The following is an 18,082-nucleotide window of genomic DNA, read 5'->3' on the forward strand; positions in this document are numbered from 1 at the left end:
CCGTTCACTCCTTCCTGCGGGGGTCGTAGACGGGGAGCATGATGAGGAAGCTGGCGCCCTGGCCCTCCCGGCTCTCCAGGCGCAGCTTGCCCAGATGGCTCTGGACGATCTTTCGCACATAGTACAGGCCCATGCCCCAGTTGTAGTTGGTATTCTTGCTGGTGAAGAAGGGCTCAAAGATCCTGCCCCGCTTCTCCGGAGGGATGCCGGGCCCGTTGTCCTCCACCGCCACCACCGTCCACATCCGCTCGGCCCGGATGCGCAGGGTGACGCGGGGCTCCTCCCGCCCGGCCTGGACGGCGGCCTCATACCCGTTGCACAGCAGGTTGCACACCGCCTCGCTGAGATGGCCCAGGTCGGCCAGCACGGGCCGGTCGGTGGACAGCTCCACCTCCACCGGCTGACCGGGGTATTTGCCGTGGAACCGCTCCACCGCCGCCTGGGCCAGCTCTGCCGCCGGCACCGGCCGCAGGGAGATGGCGTTGTTCTTCACCGTGCGGTAGAGCTCGTCCATCCGCCGCAGCATGCCCTCGTTCAGCTCGTTGAGCTGAAGGGCGCAGGCCCGGGCCTGCGCCAGATCCGGCGGCTCCGCCGACAGGGCGCGGGAGAGCTTTTTGTGGAGCACCCGGCTGGACAGCAGCTGGTTCTTCACGCCGTGGACAAATACCGAGATGCCCATGCCGGCGGTGTCGAACTTCCGCTGGAGGATCATATCCTGCCGCTCGTCGTCATAGTTCAGCTGGGTGTAGCGCACCATGTTATAGCTGCCCAGGGCCACAAAGAACACCGTGCACAGCCCCAGCATCAGCCACCCCAGCGCGGGAAGGGTGGGGCTGATATAGCTGCTGATGCCCAGGCGGATGTACTCGGAGACGAACATGTTGTAGATCTGAGCGGGATCCTTGCTGGCGTAGAGCAGGTATAGTGCGGAAATGCTCACCACGGAGAGGAGGACATAGCGGAAATTGCGCTTGAAGGCGGGGAAGGTGTGGGCCCGGTACTCCAGGAACATAAGGGCGATGGCCACCGCCAGATAGAGGACAATCCAGCCAAAGCAGATGTTGACCATCACGGGGAGCAGCCACAGCCTGCCGTTGATCACCATCCGGAACACAGGCGGGTAATAGTAGACCAGGGACAGGACGGGGAACAGGAAGGAGAGCAGACGCAGCGTCCGCAGGTGCCGCCGCACCAGGGAGATCATGGTGGTCTCCAGGGCGGCCTGGAGCACGAACAGCGGAAACAGGGAGCGGCCCACCGCCACCAGGTAGCCCAGCTTGCCCAGAGGGATGGGAAGATCGTGCAGCCAGGTCTGGAGGCTTGGGAAGAGGAACAGCAGGGTGCGCTGCTGGGCGGCGGTGCCGCCGATGGCCGCGATATAGACGATGATGCCCGCCAGCATGATCAGGTTGCACAGGCTCATGCCCAGCAGGTACAGGGACAGAGAGTCCTTTCGGCGCAGCGCCACATACAGGGACGTAGCCAGGCACAAAATCAGCACCAATATCAGCATCCCCGCATCTCCCTCCTTTTGGGCCAGTGACATCATTATACCCGATCCCGCCCGGGGATGCAATTGAGCAGAAAGAGCGCCGGGGCTCCGCCATCAACACGGAGCCCCGGCGGGATCATCGGGGATTTACTTGGCGGCGCTGTAGGCGTCGTAGGCCTCCTGCATCACGTCGAAGAGTACGTAGTTCTCCACGGGAACCTCCTCGGTGATGGTGCCGTTGTTCAGGAAAATACCCTGCTGGGTCTCATAAACGGTCTTGATGGCGTCCATGTCGCCGCAGACCTCAGTGATGGTCTGCCAGTCAGCCTCTCCAACGGCCGCCAGCATGGTCTCCTCAGGGGCGTCCAGCTCCCGGGCCAGCAGAGTGGCCATCTCCTCGGGGTGAGCGGCACGCCAGTCGTGGGCCTTGTCCAGAGCCTGGGCGAAGCGCACCAGGATGTCGTGGTTCTCCTCGGCATACTGGGGGGTGCAGATGTAGCTGGAGGGGAAGATGGCGCTGTCCAGGAAGTCGGCGTTGGTGCCCAGATCCACATAGTCATCGCCCAGAGCGTTCTGCAGGGTGATGGTGTTGGGAGACCAGGAGGCGGCGGCGTCAATCTGGCCGGACACCATGGCGGTGGTCATGCCGTCCACGGTCATCTCCACGGTGTTGATGTCGTCCATGCTCATGCCGGCGCGGGCCAGGGCCTGCTGCAGAATGATCTCGGAAGAGGTGCCGGAGGACACGGCCACGGTCTTGCCGGCCAGATCCTCAATGGTCTCGATGCCGTGAGAGCGGTTGCCCACCACCACGTCGGACAGGGAGGTGGTGTGATCCATCTGGAAGATCACGGCCTGGCCCTGGATGCACAGGGAGTGGGCGCCGTGGCCGATCTGGGAGATGTCGATGTCGCCGGAGGCCATTGCGGCGATCTCAGCAGGGCCGCCCTGGAACTCGAAGGGCTCGACAGTCAGGCCGACCTCCTCGAAGTAGCCCTGCTCAATGCCCACAAACAGGGAGCCGGCGGAGCCCAGGTTGGGCATGTAGGCCACGCGGACGGTGGCGGGCTCATAGCTGGGGGTCTCGGACTCGGGAGCAGCGGTCTCGGTGCTGGCCGCGGGGGAGTCGGTGGCGGGAGCAGGGGACTCGTCGGTGGTGGTTCCGCCGCCGCAGGCGGCCAGGGACAGAGCCAGGCCCAGGGCCACGGCAAGAGAAAGCAGTTTCTTCATAATGGTTCCTCCTTGTTGATTTTTGACGATCCGGCAGGGCCGGAGCAATCACGGTTACTTGCGCACAGACAGATACTCCTGGTACACCTGGCTCCAGATGTGGTTCTTCAGCTCCAGGAAGCGGGGGCTCATCTTGGTCTCCTGATCGCGGGGGTAGGGGATGTCGATGTCCACAATGTCCTTGACGCGGCCGGGGCGGGCGCACATGACCACCACACGCTGGGCCAGGATGATGGCCTCCTCCACGTCGTGGGTGATGAAGAAGCAGGTCTTCTGCTCCTTCTCCCAGGTGTTGAGCAGCTCCTGCTGCAGCTGGGTGCGGGTCTGGGCGTCCAGGGCGCCGAAGGGCTCATCCATCAGCAGCACCTTGGGGTTGACGGCATAGGCCCGGGCGATGGCCACGCGCTGCTTCATGCCGCCGGACAGCTCCTTGGGGTAGGACTTGGCGAAGCCCTCCAGATCCACCATCTTCAGATACTTGCGGGCGGTCTCCTCGCACTCCTCCTTGCTCTTGCCCTGGAGCTTGAGGCCGAACTGCACGTTCTTCTCCACGGTGAGCCAGGGGAACAGGGCGTACTGCTGGAACACGATGCCGCGGTCGGGGCCGGGGCCCTGCACGGGCTTGCCGTCCACCAGCACCTGGCCCTCAGTGGGGCTCTCCAGGCCGCCGATGATGTTGAGCAGGGTGGACTTGCCGCAGCCGGAGGGGCCCACCACGCACACAAACTCGTTCTCATGGATGTCCAGATCCACGCCGTTCAGGGCCACCATCTCGCCGTTGCGGCCGTTGAACTTCTTGACCACGTGGTCAATATGTACCTTTACAGGGGCATTTACGCCTGAATTGTTTCCTGCCATCCCGTAAACCTCCTCTCCAGGAATTTCACGATCTTCTCAAAGCAGATGCCGATGATGCCCAGCAGGATGATGCCCATGAGCATTACATCCATCTGGTAGTAGCCGTTGGCCTGCTGGATCATCATGCCGATGCCCTTGTCGCCGCCCACGATCTCGGAGGCCATCAGGGTGGTCATAGAGGTGGACAGGCCCAGCCGGGCGGCCACCAGAATGAAGGGGGTGGAGGCGGGGATGGTGATCTTGAAGAAGATGTCGCTCTGCTTGGCGCCCAGCACCCGGGCGGCCTTGATGAGGGTGGTGTCCACGCTCTTGACGCCCTGATAGATGGTGATGACCATCACCAGGAAGGCGGCGATGAAGATAACGGTGACCTTACTGACCTGACCGATGCCCAGGGCGGCGATGATCAGGAACACATAGGCCAGAGGGGGGATGTTGCGGATGAACTGGATCCAGGGCTCCACCACGTGGCGGAAGGGGTCATACCAGGCCATGAGGAAAGCCACCGGGATGGATACCACAAAGGCAATCGCAAAGCCGGAGAGCACACGGGACAGACTGGCCCACACGTGACCCCACAGCACGCCGCTGGCCGCCTTGTCAATGAATGCGTCCAGCACCTGTTTCGGGGTGGCAAAGACAATCGGCCACAGGGTTGCGGCCACCAGCCACAGTGCGATTGCCACGCCCAGGGAGATGAGCAGCCATACCCAGTTGGGTATCTTACTCCAGAATGACGATTTTTTTAGCTTCATCGGAACCGAGCCTCCTTTGTTGTCCCCAGTATATCAGACTGCCCGGTTTTTCAAAGTATGAACTTTTATCATACTTTTCTCCAAGGCGGAGAGCCCCGGCCGGAGATGTCTCCGGCCGGGGCCCTGTGTGTATCTGCATCAGAGCAGCCGCGCCATGTGGGGCAGCTCCGGCCCGATGAGGGGCCGGCACCAGTCCACAAATTCCTGCGTCACGTCGGTGCCTCCGGCGCTGAGGTACTCCGGGGGCAGCACCCGCTCCCCCAGCATGACCTCCTCGATGGGGATCAGGAAGGTCTCGCACCGGTAGGGGGCGGAGGACAGGCGGCGGAAGCCCACCATCTTGCCCGTCTCGCCGGCCAGGGCGGCCCGGCAGGCCGCGCGCCCCGCCTCCTCCGCCTCGGCGGCGTCCACCGGGGACTGCCAGGCGATGGATGCCCGGGCCAGGATGCCCGGCTTCTCGCTGCGGGCCTTGATGCCCAGCCGCCGCACCACCATCTGGGCCAGGTGGGAGGACACGTCCCCGAAATAGGTGGAGCGCCCGGTCTGGAAGATGGGGGGCACGATGGGCTTGCCCGCCTCGTCGTGGAGGCCCTCGCTGGCCACCACGATCACGCCGCCCAGCCTGTCATAGAGGGCCTTCACCTCGTCCAGGAACTCCTCCTCGTGGAAGGGCCGCTCCGGCGGGTAGATCAGGTGGGGGCCGTCGCCCCCCTGCTCCCGGGCCAGGGCGGAGGCCGCCGTCGTCCAGCCGGCGTTGCGGCCCAGGGCCTCCAGCACCACCACATGGATAGGCAGGCTGCGCACGTCCACCGCCAGCTCCCGCACGGTGCCCGCCATGTACCGGGCCACGCTGCCGAAGCCGGGGCAGTGGTCGGTGACGGCGATGTCGTTGTCCATGGTCTTGGGGATGCCCATAACGGAGATGCCCCTGCCCCTGCAGGCCGCCGCCAGCTTGCCGCAGGCGTCCATGGTGCCGTTGCCGCCGTTCATGAGCACGTAGCGGATGTGCTTCTCCGCCAGGATGTCCGCCATGCGGGCGTAGTCCTCCGCCTCCAGGGCGTCCCGGGAGGTGCCGATGGCGGTGGCGGGGGTGCGGGGGAGCCGCTCCAGCTCCTCCTCCGGCACGGTGCCGAAGTCCAGCAGGTTTTCCCGCAGCAGGCCGCCGGTGCCGCCGATGGCGCCGTAGACGTGCTCCACCGCGCCGCTCTGCTGCGCCTCCCGGATGGCTCCGTACAGGGAGCAGTTGAGCACGGCGGTGGGGCCGCCGCCGTGGATGATGACCAGATTGTCCTTCAAGGGGATCCCCTCCTCGTTTTGATCCAAAATCCCATGATATCCTTTATTATACCCGGGCCGTTCCCGCCCCGCAAGGAGGATTTCCCATCATACCTTTTCAGCGGACGCAAAAGCGGCGCGCTATCCGGCGCGCCGCTTGGCAAGAAAGCCTCGCAGAGTTTTGCCGCCCGCAGGCGGCAAAAAGATTAAAAATTCCTTCCTTTCCGGGGACACAAGGCGAATTGCCCCGAAGGGGCAAGAGAGGGCCCCCTGGGGGGTGCGCCTCGGAAAGGACTCTTCTCACGCCGGACAGCGTGACAATCGCCCCGCAATCGAGCGCTTTCCGGCGTGCAGGCTCATTCAAAAAAGTGACAGAGTCACTTTTTTGAGGCTAAGGCCACCCAGCCGTTCTGCTCCCGCCGCTCGAACACATGCAGGCCGTTTTTCTCCAGGGCGGCCTGCACCTCGTCGGCCCGGGTGTCGATGATGCCGGAGCACAGGAACACCCCGTCCTCCGTCAGGAAGTCCCCCGCTTTAGCGGACAGGGGGATGATCACGTCGGCCACGATGTTGGCCAGCACCAGGGCGTACTTTCCCGTCCCCAGCCGGCTGACCAGATCCTGATCGGACAGTACGTCGCCGGCCAGCACGGTGTAGCGATCCCTTCCGATGCCGTTGAGGGCGGCGTTCTCATAGGCCACGTCCACCGCCTTGGGGTCGATGTCCACCGCCATGGCCTCCGACGCCCCAAGAGCCAGGGCGGCGATGGACAGGATGCCGCTGCCGCAGCCCAGATCCAGCACCGGCTGCCCGGGGACGGTATAGGCCTCCAGTCCCGCCAGGCACAGCTGGGTGGATGCGTGGTTGCCGGTGCCGAAGGTGAGACCGGGGTTCAGGTACAGGGGCACCTTCCCCGCCGGCACGGGCTCCCCCCGCTCCCACTCGGGCACGATGTAGAGCCGCTCCCCCACGGCCATGGGCTTGTAGTACTTCTGCCAGGAGTGGGCCCAGTCGTTCTCCCCCAGGGAGGCGGCGGTGTAGGGCAGGTCGATCCCCTCCAGCCAGCGCGCCAGCTGCTTTTTCCCGTCGTCATCGTCGGTGACGTAGAGCTTCACCCGGCACACGCCGCGCATCTGCTCCATCAGGCCCTCGTCCACATAGTCCCAGTACTGGCGGTTCTGCTCCAGGAAGGTCTTGAAGTCCTCCTCGTCCTCGATGGCCATGCCGGTGACGCCGTTGGCGGTGAGGCGGGCGCACAGGCCCTCCAGCTCCTCCTCGGTGGTGTCCAGCACCACCTCCAGCCACTTGATATCCTCCATCAGCGCTTGCTCCCCAGGAAGAACAGGGCCACGGTGCCGGGGCCGGAGTGGGCGCCGATGACGGGGCCCACGTTGTTGAGCACAACCTGCTCCACCCCAAAGCGGCGCTTCACGTCGTCGGCCACCTTCTGCGCGTCCTCCAGGCAGTCGCCGTGGCTGATGAACACCACCTGGCTGCCCGGGTCGATGGCGGTCTCCTCCATGTGGTTCACCAGGGCCTTGAGGGATGCGTTGCGGCCCCGGGCGGTGCCCACCTTCACCAGGCGGCCCTCGTCGTCCACGTGCATCACCGGCTTGATGGACAGCATGGTGCCCACCACGGCGGTGGCGGGAGAGATGCGCCCGCCCCGCTTGAGGAAGTGGAGATCATCCACGGTGAACCAGTGGCACAGGTGGAGCTTGTTGTCCTCCAGCCAGTCCCGCACCTCCTCCATGCTCTTCCCCTGGGCCTTCATCCGGGCGGCGTACCACACCAGCAGGCCCTGCCCCAGGGAGGCGCACAGGGAGTCCACCACCCAGATCTTCCGGTCGGGATACTGCTCGGACAGCTCCTGGGCGGCGATCTGGGCGGAGTGGCAGGTGGCGGACAGGCCGGAGGAGAAGGCGATAATCAGCACATCCCTCCCCGCCTGCACCAGGGGCTCCACCGCCTCGGTGTAGTCGGAGACGTTGACGGCGGAGGTGGTGGCCGTCTCCCCCGCCCGCAGCCGCCGGTAAAAGTCCTTCGGGTCGATCTCCCGGTTGTCCGGCCAGTTCCGGTAGGTCTTGTCCCCCATGTGGAAGGACAGGGGGAGCACCTCCACCCCCAGCTCCGCCACCAGCTCCGCGGTGAGATCCGCCGACGAATCAGTCAACAGGACGTAATCACTCATCAAACCATAACCTCCAGTATTCACACGTACTTGTCACAACAGGCTATTTCTTCCCCTTTTCCGGCTGGGGACGCCGCTCTCGCAGCAGCTCCAGCAGCCGCTGGCAGGCCAGGCGGTCGGCGTAGCTGCGCAGAGCCAGGGCCAGGGCCAGGCCGGGCAGCTCCTCCTCCCCGTCGGTGGCGTCCAGGCTGCCCGCCGTCACGTCCAGGGCCCGATCCAGTTCCTCCCGGAACTGCTCATACAGCTCCCGGGGCTCCCGCCCCTCCGACGCCGCGGCCAGCAGCAGGCCCGCGTCCTTTACGGACAGCACCTGCTTGAGGGCGCACAGGGCGGTGAGATAGGCCAGATGGGTGCGGGAGTACCGCTTGCCCTCCGCCCGGGGCATGGCCCCGTCCTTGATGTAGTTGTTGACCATGGCGGAGGTGAGGCTCTCCCCCTCCCCATAGCGGATGAGCTGCCGGGGCATATAGGAGATGAGCTGATCCATATACAGCCCGATGTCGGGCAGAGCCTCCCACTCCACGGGCCGCTCCCCCTCCAGGCGCTCCTTCAGTTCGCGGATCTCCTCCAACGCCGCCCCTCCTTTCTGGTTTTGAAAATGATGCCATAGAATGTTGCCGTCATTATATCACATTGCCCACGGGGAAGTAAAGGCCATCCGGGCATGAAAAAAGCCCGGCGGAGTCACATAACAAAATTATGTGACTCCGCCGGGCTGCGGCCGGGTGTTACAGCTCCCAGTCGGCGTAATCCTCCGCCTCGGCATCGCCGTCGGCCCGCACCTTCAGCGCGTCGGGCAGCATGGTCTTGATCCTGGCCACCACGGCCATGATCTTGTCCCAGTAGAGCACAGCGGCGTAGAGCAGGGCGCTGATCACCGCCAGCGCGGCCACCAGCTTTACCAGAGCGCAGATCAATTTCTTCATAAGCCGAAAGCCTCCTTTGTCCAGGTCTCCTGGATCGGTTGTTCTCAGTTTACACGCTTCCGCCCCAAATTACAAGGGCCCGCCCCCACTTTCAGAAAACTTTTTTTCCCTTGTAATTTCGCCTGAAATAGAATACAATAAGAGGACAAAAGGCAGCCAAACCGCCCCAGCTTCAGCGGGTATCCGCTGGTATTCTCCCACGGAAAGGAAGGGATCAGCCAAATGAGGCTTCAAACCGAAAAGGGCGAGATCACCATCAGCAGCGACGTTTTCACCAACATCACCGGCGCGGCGGCCACCAACTGCTACGGCGTCAAGGGCATGGCCATGCGCTCCAAGACCGACGGCCTGGTGCATCTGCTGCGCCGGGAGTCCATGGGAAAGGGCGTCAAGATCACCTATCACGACGACTCCTCCGTCTCCATCGAGCTGCACATCATGGTGGACAACGGGGTCAACCTGATGGCGGTGAGCCGCTCCATCATGAGCGAGGTTCGCTATATCGTCAGCCGCACCACCGGCGCCGAGGTGCGCAGCGTGGATGTGTGCATCGACTCCATGGTCATCGGCTGAACCGGCCCTTGCCCATCGAAAGGAAGGAACAACAGACATGAGAGAGAGCATTGACGGAGCGTCCTTTGCCCAGGCAGTGATCCATGCGGCGGCCTCCCTCAATCTGCGCAAGCAGGAGATCAACGAGCTGAACGTCTTCCCCGTGCCCGACGGGGACACCGGCACCAACATGAGCCTGACCATCGGCACCGCCGCCACGGAGCTGCGCAAGAAGCAGCCCCGCACCGTGGGCGAGGCCGCGTCCACCACCGCCTCCGCCCTGCTGCGGGGCGCCCGGGGCAACTCCGGCGTGATTCTGTCCCTCCTGTTCCGCGGCCTGTCCAAGGCCGTGAAGGACAGGGACACCATCGACGGCCGGGATTTGGCCATCGCCCTGGACTTCGGCGTGGCCGCCGCTTACAAGGCGGTGATGAAGCCCGCCGAGGGCACCATCCTCACCGTCTCCCGGCTGGCCGCCGCCAAGGCGGCCGACGCCGCCCGGCAGACCCCCAACGATCCGGAGGCCGTGCTGGCCGCCGCCATCGCCGAGGGCCAGCTGGCCCTGGAGCACACCACCGAGATGAACCCCGTGCTGAAAAAGGCCGGGGTGGTGGACGCCGGCGGCAAGGGCTTCCTGGTGATCCTCCAGGGCATGCTGGACTCCCTGCGTGGGGAGCCCATGCCGGAGGAGGAGGGCGGTTCCGGCGCCGCTTCGGAGCAGAAGACCGACTACGCCGCCATCGCCGCCGAGGAGATCACCTTCACCTTCGACACGGTGTTCATCGTGCGCAAGACCGACCCCCACAAGGGGCTGGAGGCCTTTGAGGCCTATCTGAACAGCATCGGCGACAGCCTGGTTATCGGCGAGGACGACGACTGCTTCAAGGTTCACGTCCACACCGACATCCCCGGCGCCGCCCTCACCGAGGCCCAGAAGTACGGCACCCTGGAGCTGGCCAAGATCGAGAACATGCGCACCCAGGCGGAGGATCTGGCCGCCGGGCGGCACATCCAGAGCACCGACGATCTGGACGCGGTGGAGGCCGAACTGGAGGGGGAGCCCGCCCCCGGCGGCCGGAAGATCGCGGCGCCGGAGAAGAAGTACGGCGTGGTGGCGGTGGCGGCCGGCGACGGCCTGGCCGCGGTGTTCAAGGATCTGGGGGCCGACGGCGTGATCAGCGGCGGCCAGACCATGAACCCCTCCACCGACGACATCCTCCGGGAGATTGACGCCACCCCGGCGGAGATCGTCTTTGTCCTGCCCAACAACAAGAACATCATCATGGCCGCCGAGCAGTGCATCCGCCTGGTGGAGGGCAAGCAGGTGGTGGTGCTCCCCACCAAGACGGTGCCCCAGGGCATCTCCGCCCTGATGGTGATGGATCCCGAGGCGGACACCGAGGCCAATGTCCAGGCCATGCAGGAGGCCCTGAGCCGGGTGCACACCTCGGAGATCACCTACGCCGCCCGGGACAGCGACTTTGACGGCTTTGCCATCAAGCGGGGGGACTATCTGGCCCTCACCGAGCACCAGCTCTTCGGCACCGACCGGAAGGTGGAGAAGCTGCTGCGCCGCCTGGCGGAGGCCGACAACCAGCAGAACGCCGAGTTCATCAACATCTTCTACGGGGAGGACGTGACGGAGCGGGAGGCCCAGAAGGCCCTCAAGCTCTTCACCGAGTGCTGCCCCAATGCGGAGATCACCCTGCTCTCCGGCGGGCAGCCGGTGTACTACTACATGATCTCCGCCGAGTAAGCCGCAGGAGACCAGCAAAATACCGCCCCGGCTGTTGCAGCCGGGGCGGTATTTTTTGCTGGTTCAGCTCTCTGCTCCGGGGGCGGCCGCTCAGCTCAGGGTGCCGTTGACATCCTGGGGATTCAGGATGGTGATGCGTCCCTCCACGGCGGGGGCGACGGTGCCCTGCTCCTGGATGTACTGGGAGATCACGGTGCGGTAGTAGTCGTTGGTGCGGTACACCAGGCGGCAGCCGGGCAGCTCCTGGGCGGCCGTCTCGCTGTTGGAGGAGGCGCCGTCGGGGTTGAGCACGTTGAGCATGGTGTACCCGTCGCCGCCGCCGCACATGAAGTCGTTGCAGGCCAGGGTGTACCAGGCATCCAGATCCAGGGGGGTGCCGTCGGCCATGGTGACGGAGACAATGCGCTCGCCGGCGGGCTTGGAGGCGTCAAAGGTGTACTGGATGCCGGAGACCTGGGGGAACTTGCCGTTGAGCTCGGGATAGGCGTCCACGCCGTTCTCCAGGGCGTCCCACACGGTCTGGCCGGTGACCTCCACCAGGGTGACCTTGTTGTCAAAGGGCAGCATGCCGAAGATGTCGCCCACGGTCACGTCGCCGGCGGTCAGGCCGGCCCGGATGCCGCCGCCGTTCTGGATGGCGATGTCGGCGTCACAGTAGTCCCGCAGGGCGTCGGCGGCCAGGTTGCCCAGGGGGCTCTCCTGGGCGCGGACAAGGGCGCTGGACCAGGGGATGTCGGAGGCGCACTGTCCGATGACCACATCCATCTGGGCGTCCAGATCCGCCTGGTAGTCGGCGATGATGGCGCTGACCTCGGGATCCTCGGGCACGTCGGAGGAGAGGATGATCTGGTTGAAGGTGTAGCCCAGCAGCTCCCCGTCCTTCACGTTCAGGTTGGTCTGGTTGACGCAGGTGCCCACGCCGCCGGGGTTGACCACCACGGTGCCCTCGATGTTCAGGGGGCGGCCGAAGGTGTCGTTGCCGCCGCCGATCTCCATGTCGATGCCGTCAATGCGGGTGGGAACCTCGTTGTTGGCGCCGTGGAGATGCGCCAGCATGATGACCAGATCGGCCTCCGCGTTGGCCTGATCCACCACCTGCTGGCCCACCTCCCAGTGGTCGTGGAACTCGATGTCCTGGGTGTTGGAGTAGTGGGTGGTGGCCTTGCTGCCGTCGTCGGTCAGGCCCACGATGGCCACCTTCAGGCCGCCCACCTCCTTGACGATGTAGGGCTCAAACTGCTCGGGGTAGGTGCCGTCCTTCCAGTAGGTGTTGGCGGAGAGCATGGCGTACTCGGCCCGCTCCGCCAGGGAGAGCAGGTTGTCAAAGGCGTAGTCGAAGTCGTGGTTGCCCAGCACGGTGGCGTCATAGCCCTGGGCGTTCATCACGTCCACGCTGGACTGGCCCTGGGACATGTTGGCCAGGTCGGTGTTGTAGGGGGAGTCGCCGCCGTCCAGCACCAGGGTGTTGGGGTTGCGGCGCTCGGCCTCGTCAAAGAGCCAGGCCGCCTTGGCGGAGCCGCCCACCTCGATGCTGGAGCCGGAGGGGGTGTAGGGCACCATGTGGCCGTGGATGTCGGAGGTGGACATGGTGGTGATGATGGTCAGATCCTTGACGGCGGTGTCCAGCACATAGGCCGCCTCCCCCCGGGTGATCACCGTGTTGTCCAGGGTCAGGCCGGCGGGCAGCAGGCCGTCCTCCGCGCCCTGGGCCAGGAAGTCCATGTCCTTGTCGGCGCCGTAGACCGCCTTCATCACCGCCAGGGCGAACTCGGCGCGGGTCATGGTCTGCTCACCGCGGAACTCCCCGTCGATCTGATCCATGAGGCGGGCCTCCAGCACGGTGTTGGCCGCCGTCTCCGCCCAGGTGTCCACGGCGTCGGGGGCGGCGGGCATGAGCACCGCGTCCAGGGTGGCCACGGTGGTGTCGGTGGAATAGAACTGCTTGGTCACCGGCTCGGGCATGGTGCCGTCCTCATTGGCCTCGGGGGCGGGGGCCTCCATGGAGAACACGGGAACCAGGTCAAAGGCCTCATACAGCAGGGAGGCCGCGGCGGAACGGGTCAGGGGGTCGTCGGGGCGGTAGGCGCCGGTGCCGTCGCCCCGGATGATGCCCTCTTCGGCCAGGCGCTGGATGCTCTCGGCATAGGTGCCGGAGGCGTCGCTGACCGAGGCGGCGGAGGCCGGCACAGCCAGGGACAGGCTGACTGCCGCGGCCAGCGCCAGGGCGGAAATACGGAAGTGCTTCATGTCTGGGGTCTCTCCTTTCATCTCTGCGCGGGCGGGCCAGTCCGCCCGCATATCTGCATTGTAGCACAGCCGCCCCGCCGCCACAAGTAAAGTTCCTGTAATCGGACTGTAAAAAAAGGCCGCCCGGCTTCGCCGGACGGCCCTCAGCGTGTCGAAAAGGTCTCACAGAGTTCGCGCCCGCAGGCGCGAAAAAATGGGAATCTGTTTTCTCCGGCGACACAAGGTGAATTGCCCCGAAGGGGCAAGAGAGGGCCCCCTGGGGGGTGTGCGTCGGAGAAAACACTTCTCAGGCCGCAAGTGTGGGATTTGTCCGCCTGAAGCGGACAAATCCTGCGCGCGGCGGACTGCATCCTGCTCGAAAAAGCGGCAAAGCCGCTTTTTCGACAGTCTCAGGGCGGCCCTTCTGCGTATGTTTTTACAGCACTTTGGACAAAAACTCGCGGGTTCGCTCCTCCCTGGGGTTGGCGAAGAAGGCGTGGGGCTCGTTTTGCTCCAGGATGTGGCCGCCGTCCATGAAGAGGACGCGGCTGCCCACCTCCCGGGCGAAGCCCATCTCGTGGGTGACCACCACCATGGTCATGCCCTCGTTGGCCAGCTCCTTCATCACGTCCAGCACCTCGCCCACCATCTCGGGGTCCAGGGCGGAGGTGGGCTCGTCAAAGAGCATCACCTTGGGCTTCATGGCCAGGGCGCGGACGATGGCGATGCGCTGCTTCTGGCCGCCGGAGAGCTGGTTGGGGTAGGCGTCGGCCTTGTCCTCCAGGTTGACCCGGCGGAGCAGGCGGACAGCCTCCTCGTCGGCCTCGGCCTGGCTCATGAGCTTGGTGCGCACCGGGGCCAGGGTGATGTTTTTGCGGATGGTCATGTTGGGGAACAGGTTGAAGTGCTGGAACACCATGCCCATCTGGCGGCGGATGGTATCGATGTCCACCTTGGGATCCGTGATCACGGTTCCCTCAAAGGTGATGGTGCCGGAGGTCGGCTCCTCCAGCAGGTTGAGGCACCGCAGGAAGGTGGACTTGCCGGAGCCGGAGGGGCCGATGATGACCACCTTTTCCCCCTCCTGGATGGTCTCGCTGATGTCGTCCAGGACCAGGTTCTTCCCGAAGGATTTGGTCAGATGCTCAACGGCGATCACTTTGACGCAGCCTCCTTTCCAGCTTGCTCTGGAGCCAGGTGAAGATCAGCACCATGATCAGGTACATGACGGCGGTGATCAGATAGGGCATCATGGGCTGATAGGTGTTGGTGATGATGGCCTTGGCGAAGTAGACGATCTCCTTGCCGCCGATGACATTGATCAGAGAGGTGTCCTTCAGCAGGGTGATGAACTCGTTGCCCAGGGCGGGCAGGATGGCCTTGAAGGCCTGGGGAATGACGATGAAGCGCATGGTGTCGAAGTAGCCCAGGCCCAGGGAGCGGCCGGCCTCCATCTGGCCGGGGTCCAGGGACATGAGGCCGCCCCGGATGATCTCCGCCACATAGGCCCCCGAGTTGATGCCCAGGGACAGGGCGCCGATGAGGGTCTTGTTCCGGTTGGAGGCGAAGATCACCAGGCCCATGATCAGCAGTTGCACCATCATGGGGGTGCCACGGATCACGGTGACGTAGATCCTGCACAGGAAGTTGACCACGCTCAGGAAGGGGTTCCGCTTCCCCAGGCGTTGCTGGTCGTGGGCGGTGCGGATCATCGCCACCACCACGCCCAGGACCACGCCCAGGGCCAGGGCCATTACCGTCACCTCCAGGGTGGTGAGCAGGCCGTCAAAGTACATGGTCCACCGGTCTTTGTAGAACCAGGCGTTGTAGAATTGGATATAGGCGTTCTGCCAGAACCCGGGATGTTCCAGGGCACTGAATGTCTCATAGAGCTGGGTGAATCCCATCACGTGCTCCCCTCTCTTGTCAGATCACAGGGCGAAAAGGAGCGGCCACGGGCCGCTCCTTTCGCGGATATCTTCTGGAATGCTTACTCAGCGTTGATGTACTTGGCCACGATCTCGTCCAGAGTACCGTCGCTCTTCAGCTCATTCAGGGCGGTATTCAGGGCGTTCAGCAGGGCGGTGTTACCCTCGTCCACGGCCAGGCAGTAGTCCTCCTCCACCCAGTTGCCGGGCAGGATGGTCAGGCCGGCGTCGGGGTTGGCGGCCACATAGGCCTCGGCGGGCTGCTTGTCGATGATCACGGCGTCGATGGTGCCGTTGATCAGCTCCTGCACGGCGGTGACGCCGCTGTCATAGCCGATCACGTGATCCTCGCCATAGCCGCCGTTCTCCGGGGTGTCGGAGGCGTAGAGGTAGCCGGTGGTGCCCCGCTGGGTGCCGATCATGTAGTCGCCCAGGTTGTCCAGGGTCACGTCGGAGCCCTCCTTGACGATGACCACCTGCACGCCGGTGGCGTAGGGGTCGGAGAAGTCAACCACCTCATCCCGCTCCTCGGAGTAGCTCAGGCCGGCCAGCATCATGTCGGCGGAGTTGTTCTGTACAGCCAGCAGGGCGGCGTCGAAGTCCATGTCGTCGATCACCAGCTCCAGGCCCAGCTTGTCGGCCAGGGCGTAGGCGATCTCAATGTCAATGCCCTCGTAGCCGGAGCCGTTGACGCCGTCCCCGTCGGCCACCATCTCGTAGGGCGGGAAGGTGGCATTGGTGGACATGATCAGCTTGCCGTCCTCCACAGTAGTGAAGGTTCCGTCGGCGGCCGGGGTCTCGGTCTCGGGCGCGGTGCTCTCGGTGGCGGCGGGGGTCTCGGTGTTGGGGGCGGGGGTGTTGGAATCTCCGGTGCCGCCGCAGGCGGTCAGCAGGCCCAGGGACATGGTGGCGGCCAGCGCGAAGGCGGCCAGCTTCTTGAAGTTCTTCATGGTGTATCTCTCCTTATTCATTCCTTGTATCCTCGAAGGGAAGTTCTCTCGTTTGGATGCTCCCTATTATACACCATATTCATAAAAATGCAATATTTATTCATTCGTCAAACCCAACAAAAAAAGAAGAGCGGAGCCGTAAGGCTCCGCTCTTTTCAACAGGGAAAGCTCTTTACTCCACGGTAGCGTAGGTAAAGATGAAGTTGCCCAGCGGGGTGTAGTACATGCCGTGGACACGGTCAGACACCATGTAGGGCTGAGAGTAATAATACAGAGGAGCGATGGCGCAGTCGGTGTCGCACAGCAGGGTCTCGGCCTGGTGCATCAGCTCCATGCGGCCGGCGGCGTCGGAGTCGCTCAGCACGGTGGTCATCATGGCGTCATACTCGGGGTTGGAGTAGTGGGCGTCGTTGTTGCCGTTGTCGGTCATGAACATGTCCAGGAAGGACACGGGGTCGTTGTAGTCGGCGATCCAGCCGTTGCGGCAGATGCTGTAGTCACCGGCGGAACGGGTCTCCAGGAACACGTTCCAGTCCTGGTTGTTCAGGGTCACGTTAACACCCAGCACGTTGCTCCACATCTGCTGCAGGGCCTCGGCCACGGCCTGGTGCTTGTCGTCGGTGTTGTACAGGTAGGTGGTCTCGGGGAAGCCCTCGCCGTTGGGGTAGCCGGCCTGGGCCAGCAGCTCACGGGCCTGGTCGCAGTTGGCCTGATAGGCCTCGTCGGTGTTCTCCACGCTCCAGAAGTCGCCGCCCACCTCGCGGAAGTCGGGGCCGGAGGTACCCTCGGCGTCAACCACGCTCTCGGGCACCCAAGCGCCGGCGGGGATCTCACCGGCCTGGGTCACCATCTCCACGATGTAGTTGCGGTCGATGGCCAGGTTGAAGGCCTTGCGAACCAGCACGTTGTCGAAGGGGGCCTTCTGGTTGTTGAAGCAGGCATAGTAGGTGCCCAGGTAGTCGCCGGCAATCAGGGTGCCGTCGGCCAGCAGGGTGGCAACCTCGTCCGGGGGAGGATTCTGCATGAAGTCCAGATCGCCGCTGTTGAAGGCGGTCAGCTGGGCGTTGGCGTCGTCCATCAGGGCGAAGGTCAGGCTCTCGATGCTGATGCTGCTCACATCATAGTAGTTCTCGTTGGGAACCATGACGATCTCGGCGTCGTGAGTCCAGGACTCCATCTTGAAGGGGCCGTTGGTCACATAAGTGGAGGGATCCGTCCAGGTGGTGTTGCCCTCCACGATGTCCTCACGCAGAGGCATGGTGTTGGGGAAGGCGCAGATGTCCAGGAAGTAGGGGCAGTTGTAGGTCAGCTCCACCACGAAGGTGTGGTCGTCGGGAGCGGACACGCCCAGCTCCTCCTTGGGCAGCTCGCCGGCGATAATCTCGTTGGCGTTCTTCACCATGGCGATGATGGTGTTGTAGGGGGAGGCGGTGGCGGGATCCACCAGGCGGCGCCAGGAGTACACGAAGTCGTTGGCGGTGACGGGCTGGCCGTCAGACCACTTGGCGTCGTCGCGCAGGGTGAAGGTGTAGGTAAAGGTGCCGTCACCGTTGTCGGTGACCTCGGGCTCGGCAGCGGCCATGCCCAGATCCAGCTCAGCGGTGGCGCCGTTGCGGCCGTCGCCGGAGGGATCGCTGTCAACCCACTTGTACAGGCCCTCGAACAGGTGGCTGATCATGACGTTGCCGTCCACAGTCCGGTTCAGGCTGGGATCCATGGTCTCAGGCTCAGACGCGAAGCAGACACGGATGGAGTTGGTGCCGGTGGCGACCGCGCCGGTCTCGACCGGGGTGGTCTCGCCGCCGGTGGGAGAGGTCTCGGTGGGCTGCGTGCCGCCGCCGCAGCCGGCCAGCAGGCCGACAGTCAGCGCCGCAGACAGACCCAGAGCAAGGATTCTGCGCTTCTTCATTTGCTTGTACCTCCAATCAATTCTTGATCCTCTT

The 18,082-nt window shown here is 64.3% G+C and carries 16 protein-coding genes; 2 read left to right on the plus strand and 14 right to left on the minus strand.

Annotated elements, in window-relative coordinates; translation table 11 throughout:
- Window positions 1-4: 4 nt before the first annotated feature.
- The 9 genes from B5E42_RS16615 to B5E42_RS16655 all read right to left on the minus strand — a co-directional run bounded on the left by B5E42_RS16615 (window position 5) and on the right by B5E42_RS16655 (window position 8,727).
- Window positions 5-1,513, minus strand: a complete 1,509-nt coding sequence (locus B5E42_RS16615; RefSeq protein WP_087241700.1) for an ATP-binding protein — start codon at window positions 1,511-1,513, stop codon at window positions 5-7.
- A gap of 126 nt (window positions 1,514-1,639) precedes the next feature.
- Window positions 1,640-2,722, minus strand: coding sequence for an ABC transporter substrate-binding protein (locus B5E42_RS16620; protein ID WP_242967200.1), 1,083 nt, complete (start codon window positions 2,720-2,722; stop codon window positions 1,640-1,642).
- 54 nt (window positions 2,723-2,776) lie between these two features.
- Window positions 2,777-3,580 (minus strand): ABC transporter ATP-binding protein, encoded by an 804-nt coding sequence (locus B5E42_RS16625; RefSeq protein WP_087241702.1) that lies wholly within the window; start codon window positions 3,578-3,580, stop codon window positions 2,777-2,779.
- The gene (locus B5E42_RS16630; RefSeq protein ID WP_087241704.1) at window positions 3,556-4,335 is read right to left on the minus strand and encodes an ABC transporter permease; all 780 of its coding nucleotides are present in this window, start codon (window positions 4,333-4,335) and stop codon (window positions 3,556-3,558) included. Before B5E42_RS16630 ends, B5E42_RS16625 begins: the two co-directional genes overlap by 25 nt.
- A gap of 138 nt (window positions 4,336-4,473) precedes the next feature.
- On the minus strand, window positions 4,474-5,631 hold the full coding sequence (locus B5E42_RS16635) for a diphosphate--fructose-6-phosphate 1-phosphotransferase (protein ID WP_087241706.1): 1,158 nt from the start codon (window positions 5,629-5,631) through the stop codon (window positions 4,474-4,476).
- A 356-nt stretch (window positions 5,632-5,987) separates the two neighbouring features.
- Window positions 5,988-6,929, minus strand: a complete 942-nt coding sequence (prmA, locus tag B5E42_RS16640) for a 50S ribosomal protein L11 methyltransferase (RefSeq protein ID WP_087241708.1) — start codon at window positions 6,927-6,929, stop codon at window positions 5,988-5,990.
- Window positions 6,929-7,801: a DegV family protein gene (locus B5E42_RS16645; protein ID WP_087241710.1), complete on the minus strand. Its 873-nt coding sequence runs from the start codon at window positions 7,799-7,801 to the stop codon at window positions 6,929-6,931. The genes prmA and B5E42_RS16645 overlap by 1 nt, the downstream gene beginning before the upstream one ends.
- Window positions 7,802-7,844: 43 nt before the next feature.
- A complete protein-coding gene (locus B5E42_RS16650) occupies window positions 7,845-8,372 on the minus strand; it encodes a DUF1836 domain-containing protein (protein WP_087241712.1) in 528 nt (175 codons plus the stop codon).
- A 157-nt stretch (window positions 8,373-8,529) separates the two neighbouring features.
- Window positions 8,530-8,727 carry a hypothetical protein gene (locus B5E42_RS16655; RefSeq protein WP_087241714.1) on the minus strand — a complete coding sequence of 66 codons (198 nt, stop codon included), beginning with the start codon at window positions 8,725-8,727 and terminating at the stop codon, window positions 8,530-8,532.
- 222 nt (window positions 8,728-8,949) lie between these two features.
- On the opposite strand from B5E42_RS16655, the gene B5E42_RS16660 reads away from it, so the two are divergent.
- Both B5E42_RS16660 and B5E42_RS16665 read left to right on the plus strand, forming a co-directional pair.
- The gene (locus B5E42_RS16660; protein ID WP_087241716.1) at window positions 8,950-9,300 is read left to right on the plus strand and encodes an Asp23/Gls24 family envelope stress response protein; all 351 of its coding nucleotides are present in this window, start codon (window positions 8,950-8,952) and stop codon (window positions 9,298-9,300) included.
- 37 nt (window positions 9,301-9,337) lie between these two features.
- Window positions 9,338-11,035 (plus strand): DAK2 domain-containing protein, encoded by a 1,698-nt coding sequence (locus B5E42_RS16665; RefSeq protein WP_087241718.1) that lies wholly within the window; start codon window positions 9,338-9,340, stop codon window positions 11,033-11,035.
- Window positions 11,036-11,125: 90 nt separating this feature from the next.
- Here the strand turns inward: B5E42_RS16665 and B5E42_RS20000 are convergent, their stop codons facing one another.
- From B5E42_RS20000 to B5E42_RS16690, 5 genes are all read right to left on the minus strand, one after another.
- Window positions 11,126-13,282, minus strand: a complete 2,157-nt coding sequence (locus tag B5E42_RS20000; RefSeq protein ID WP_162614012.1) for a 5'-nucleotidase C-terminal domain-containing protein — start codon at window positions 13,280-13,282, stop codon at window positions 11,126-11,128.
- A gap of 415 nt (window positions 13,283-13,697) precedes the next feature.
- Window positions 13,698-14,420 carry an amino acid ABC transporter ATP-binding protein gene (locus tag B5E42_RS16675; protein WP_087241722.1) on the minus strand — a complete coding sequence of 241 codons (723 nt, stop codon included), beginning with the start codon at window positions 14,418-14,420 and terminating at the stop codon, window positions 13,698-13,700.
- Window positions 14,407-15,168, minus strand: coding sequence for an amino acid ABC transporter permease (locus tag B5E42_RS16680; RefSeq protein WP_087241724.1), 762 nt, complete (start codon window positions 15,166-15,168; stop codon window positions 14,407-14,409). The genes B5E42_RS16675 and B5E42_RS16680 overlap by 14 nt, the downstream gene beginning before the upstream one ends.
- Before the next feature lie 83 nt (window positions 15,169-15,251).
- Window positions 15,252-16,160 (minus strand): transporter substrate-binding domain-containing protein, encoded by a 909-nt coding sequence (locus B5E42_RS16685; RefSeq protein WP_242967201.1) that lies wholly within the window; start codon window positions 16,158-16,160, stop codon window positions 15,252-15,254.
- A 151-nt stretch (window positions 16,161-16,311) separates the two neighbouring features.
- On the minus strand, window positions 16,312-18,048 hold the full coding sequence (locus B5E42_RS16690) for a peptide ABC transporter substrate-binding protein (protein ID WP_087241728.1): 1,737 nt from the start codon (window positions 18,046-18,048) through the stop codon (window positions 16,312-16,314).
- Window positions 18,049-18,082: the final 34 nt, after the last annotated feature.

Source organism: Flavonifractor sp. An10, from assembly GCF_002161215.1.
GTDB classification, from domain to species: Bacteria; Bacillota; Clostridia; order Oscillospirales; family Oscillospiraceae; genus Flavonifractor; species Flavonifractor avistercoris.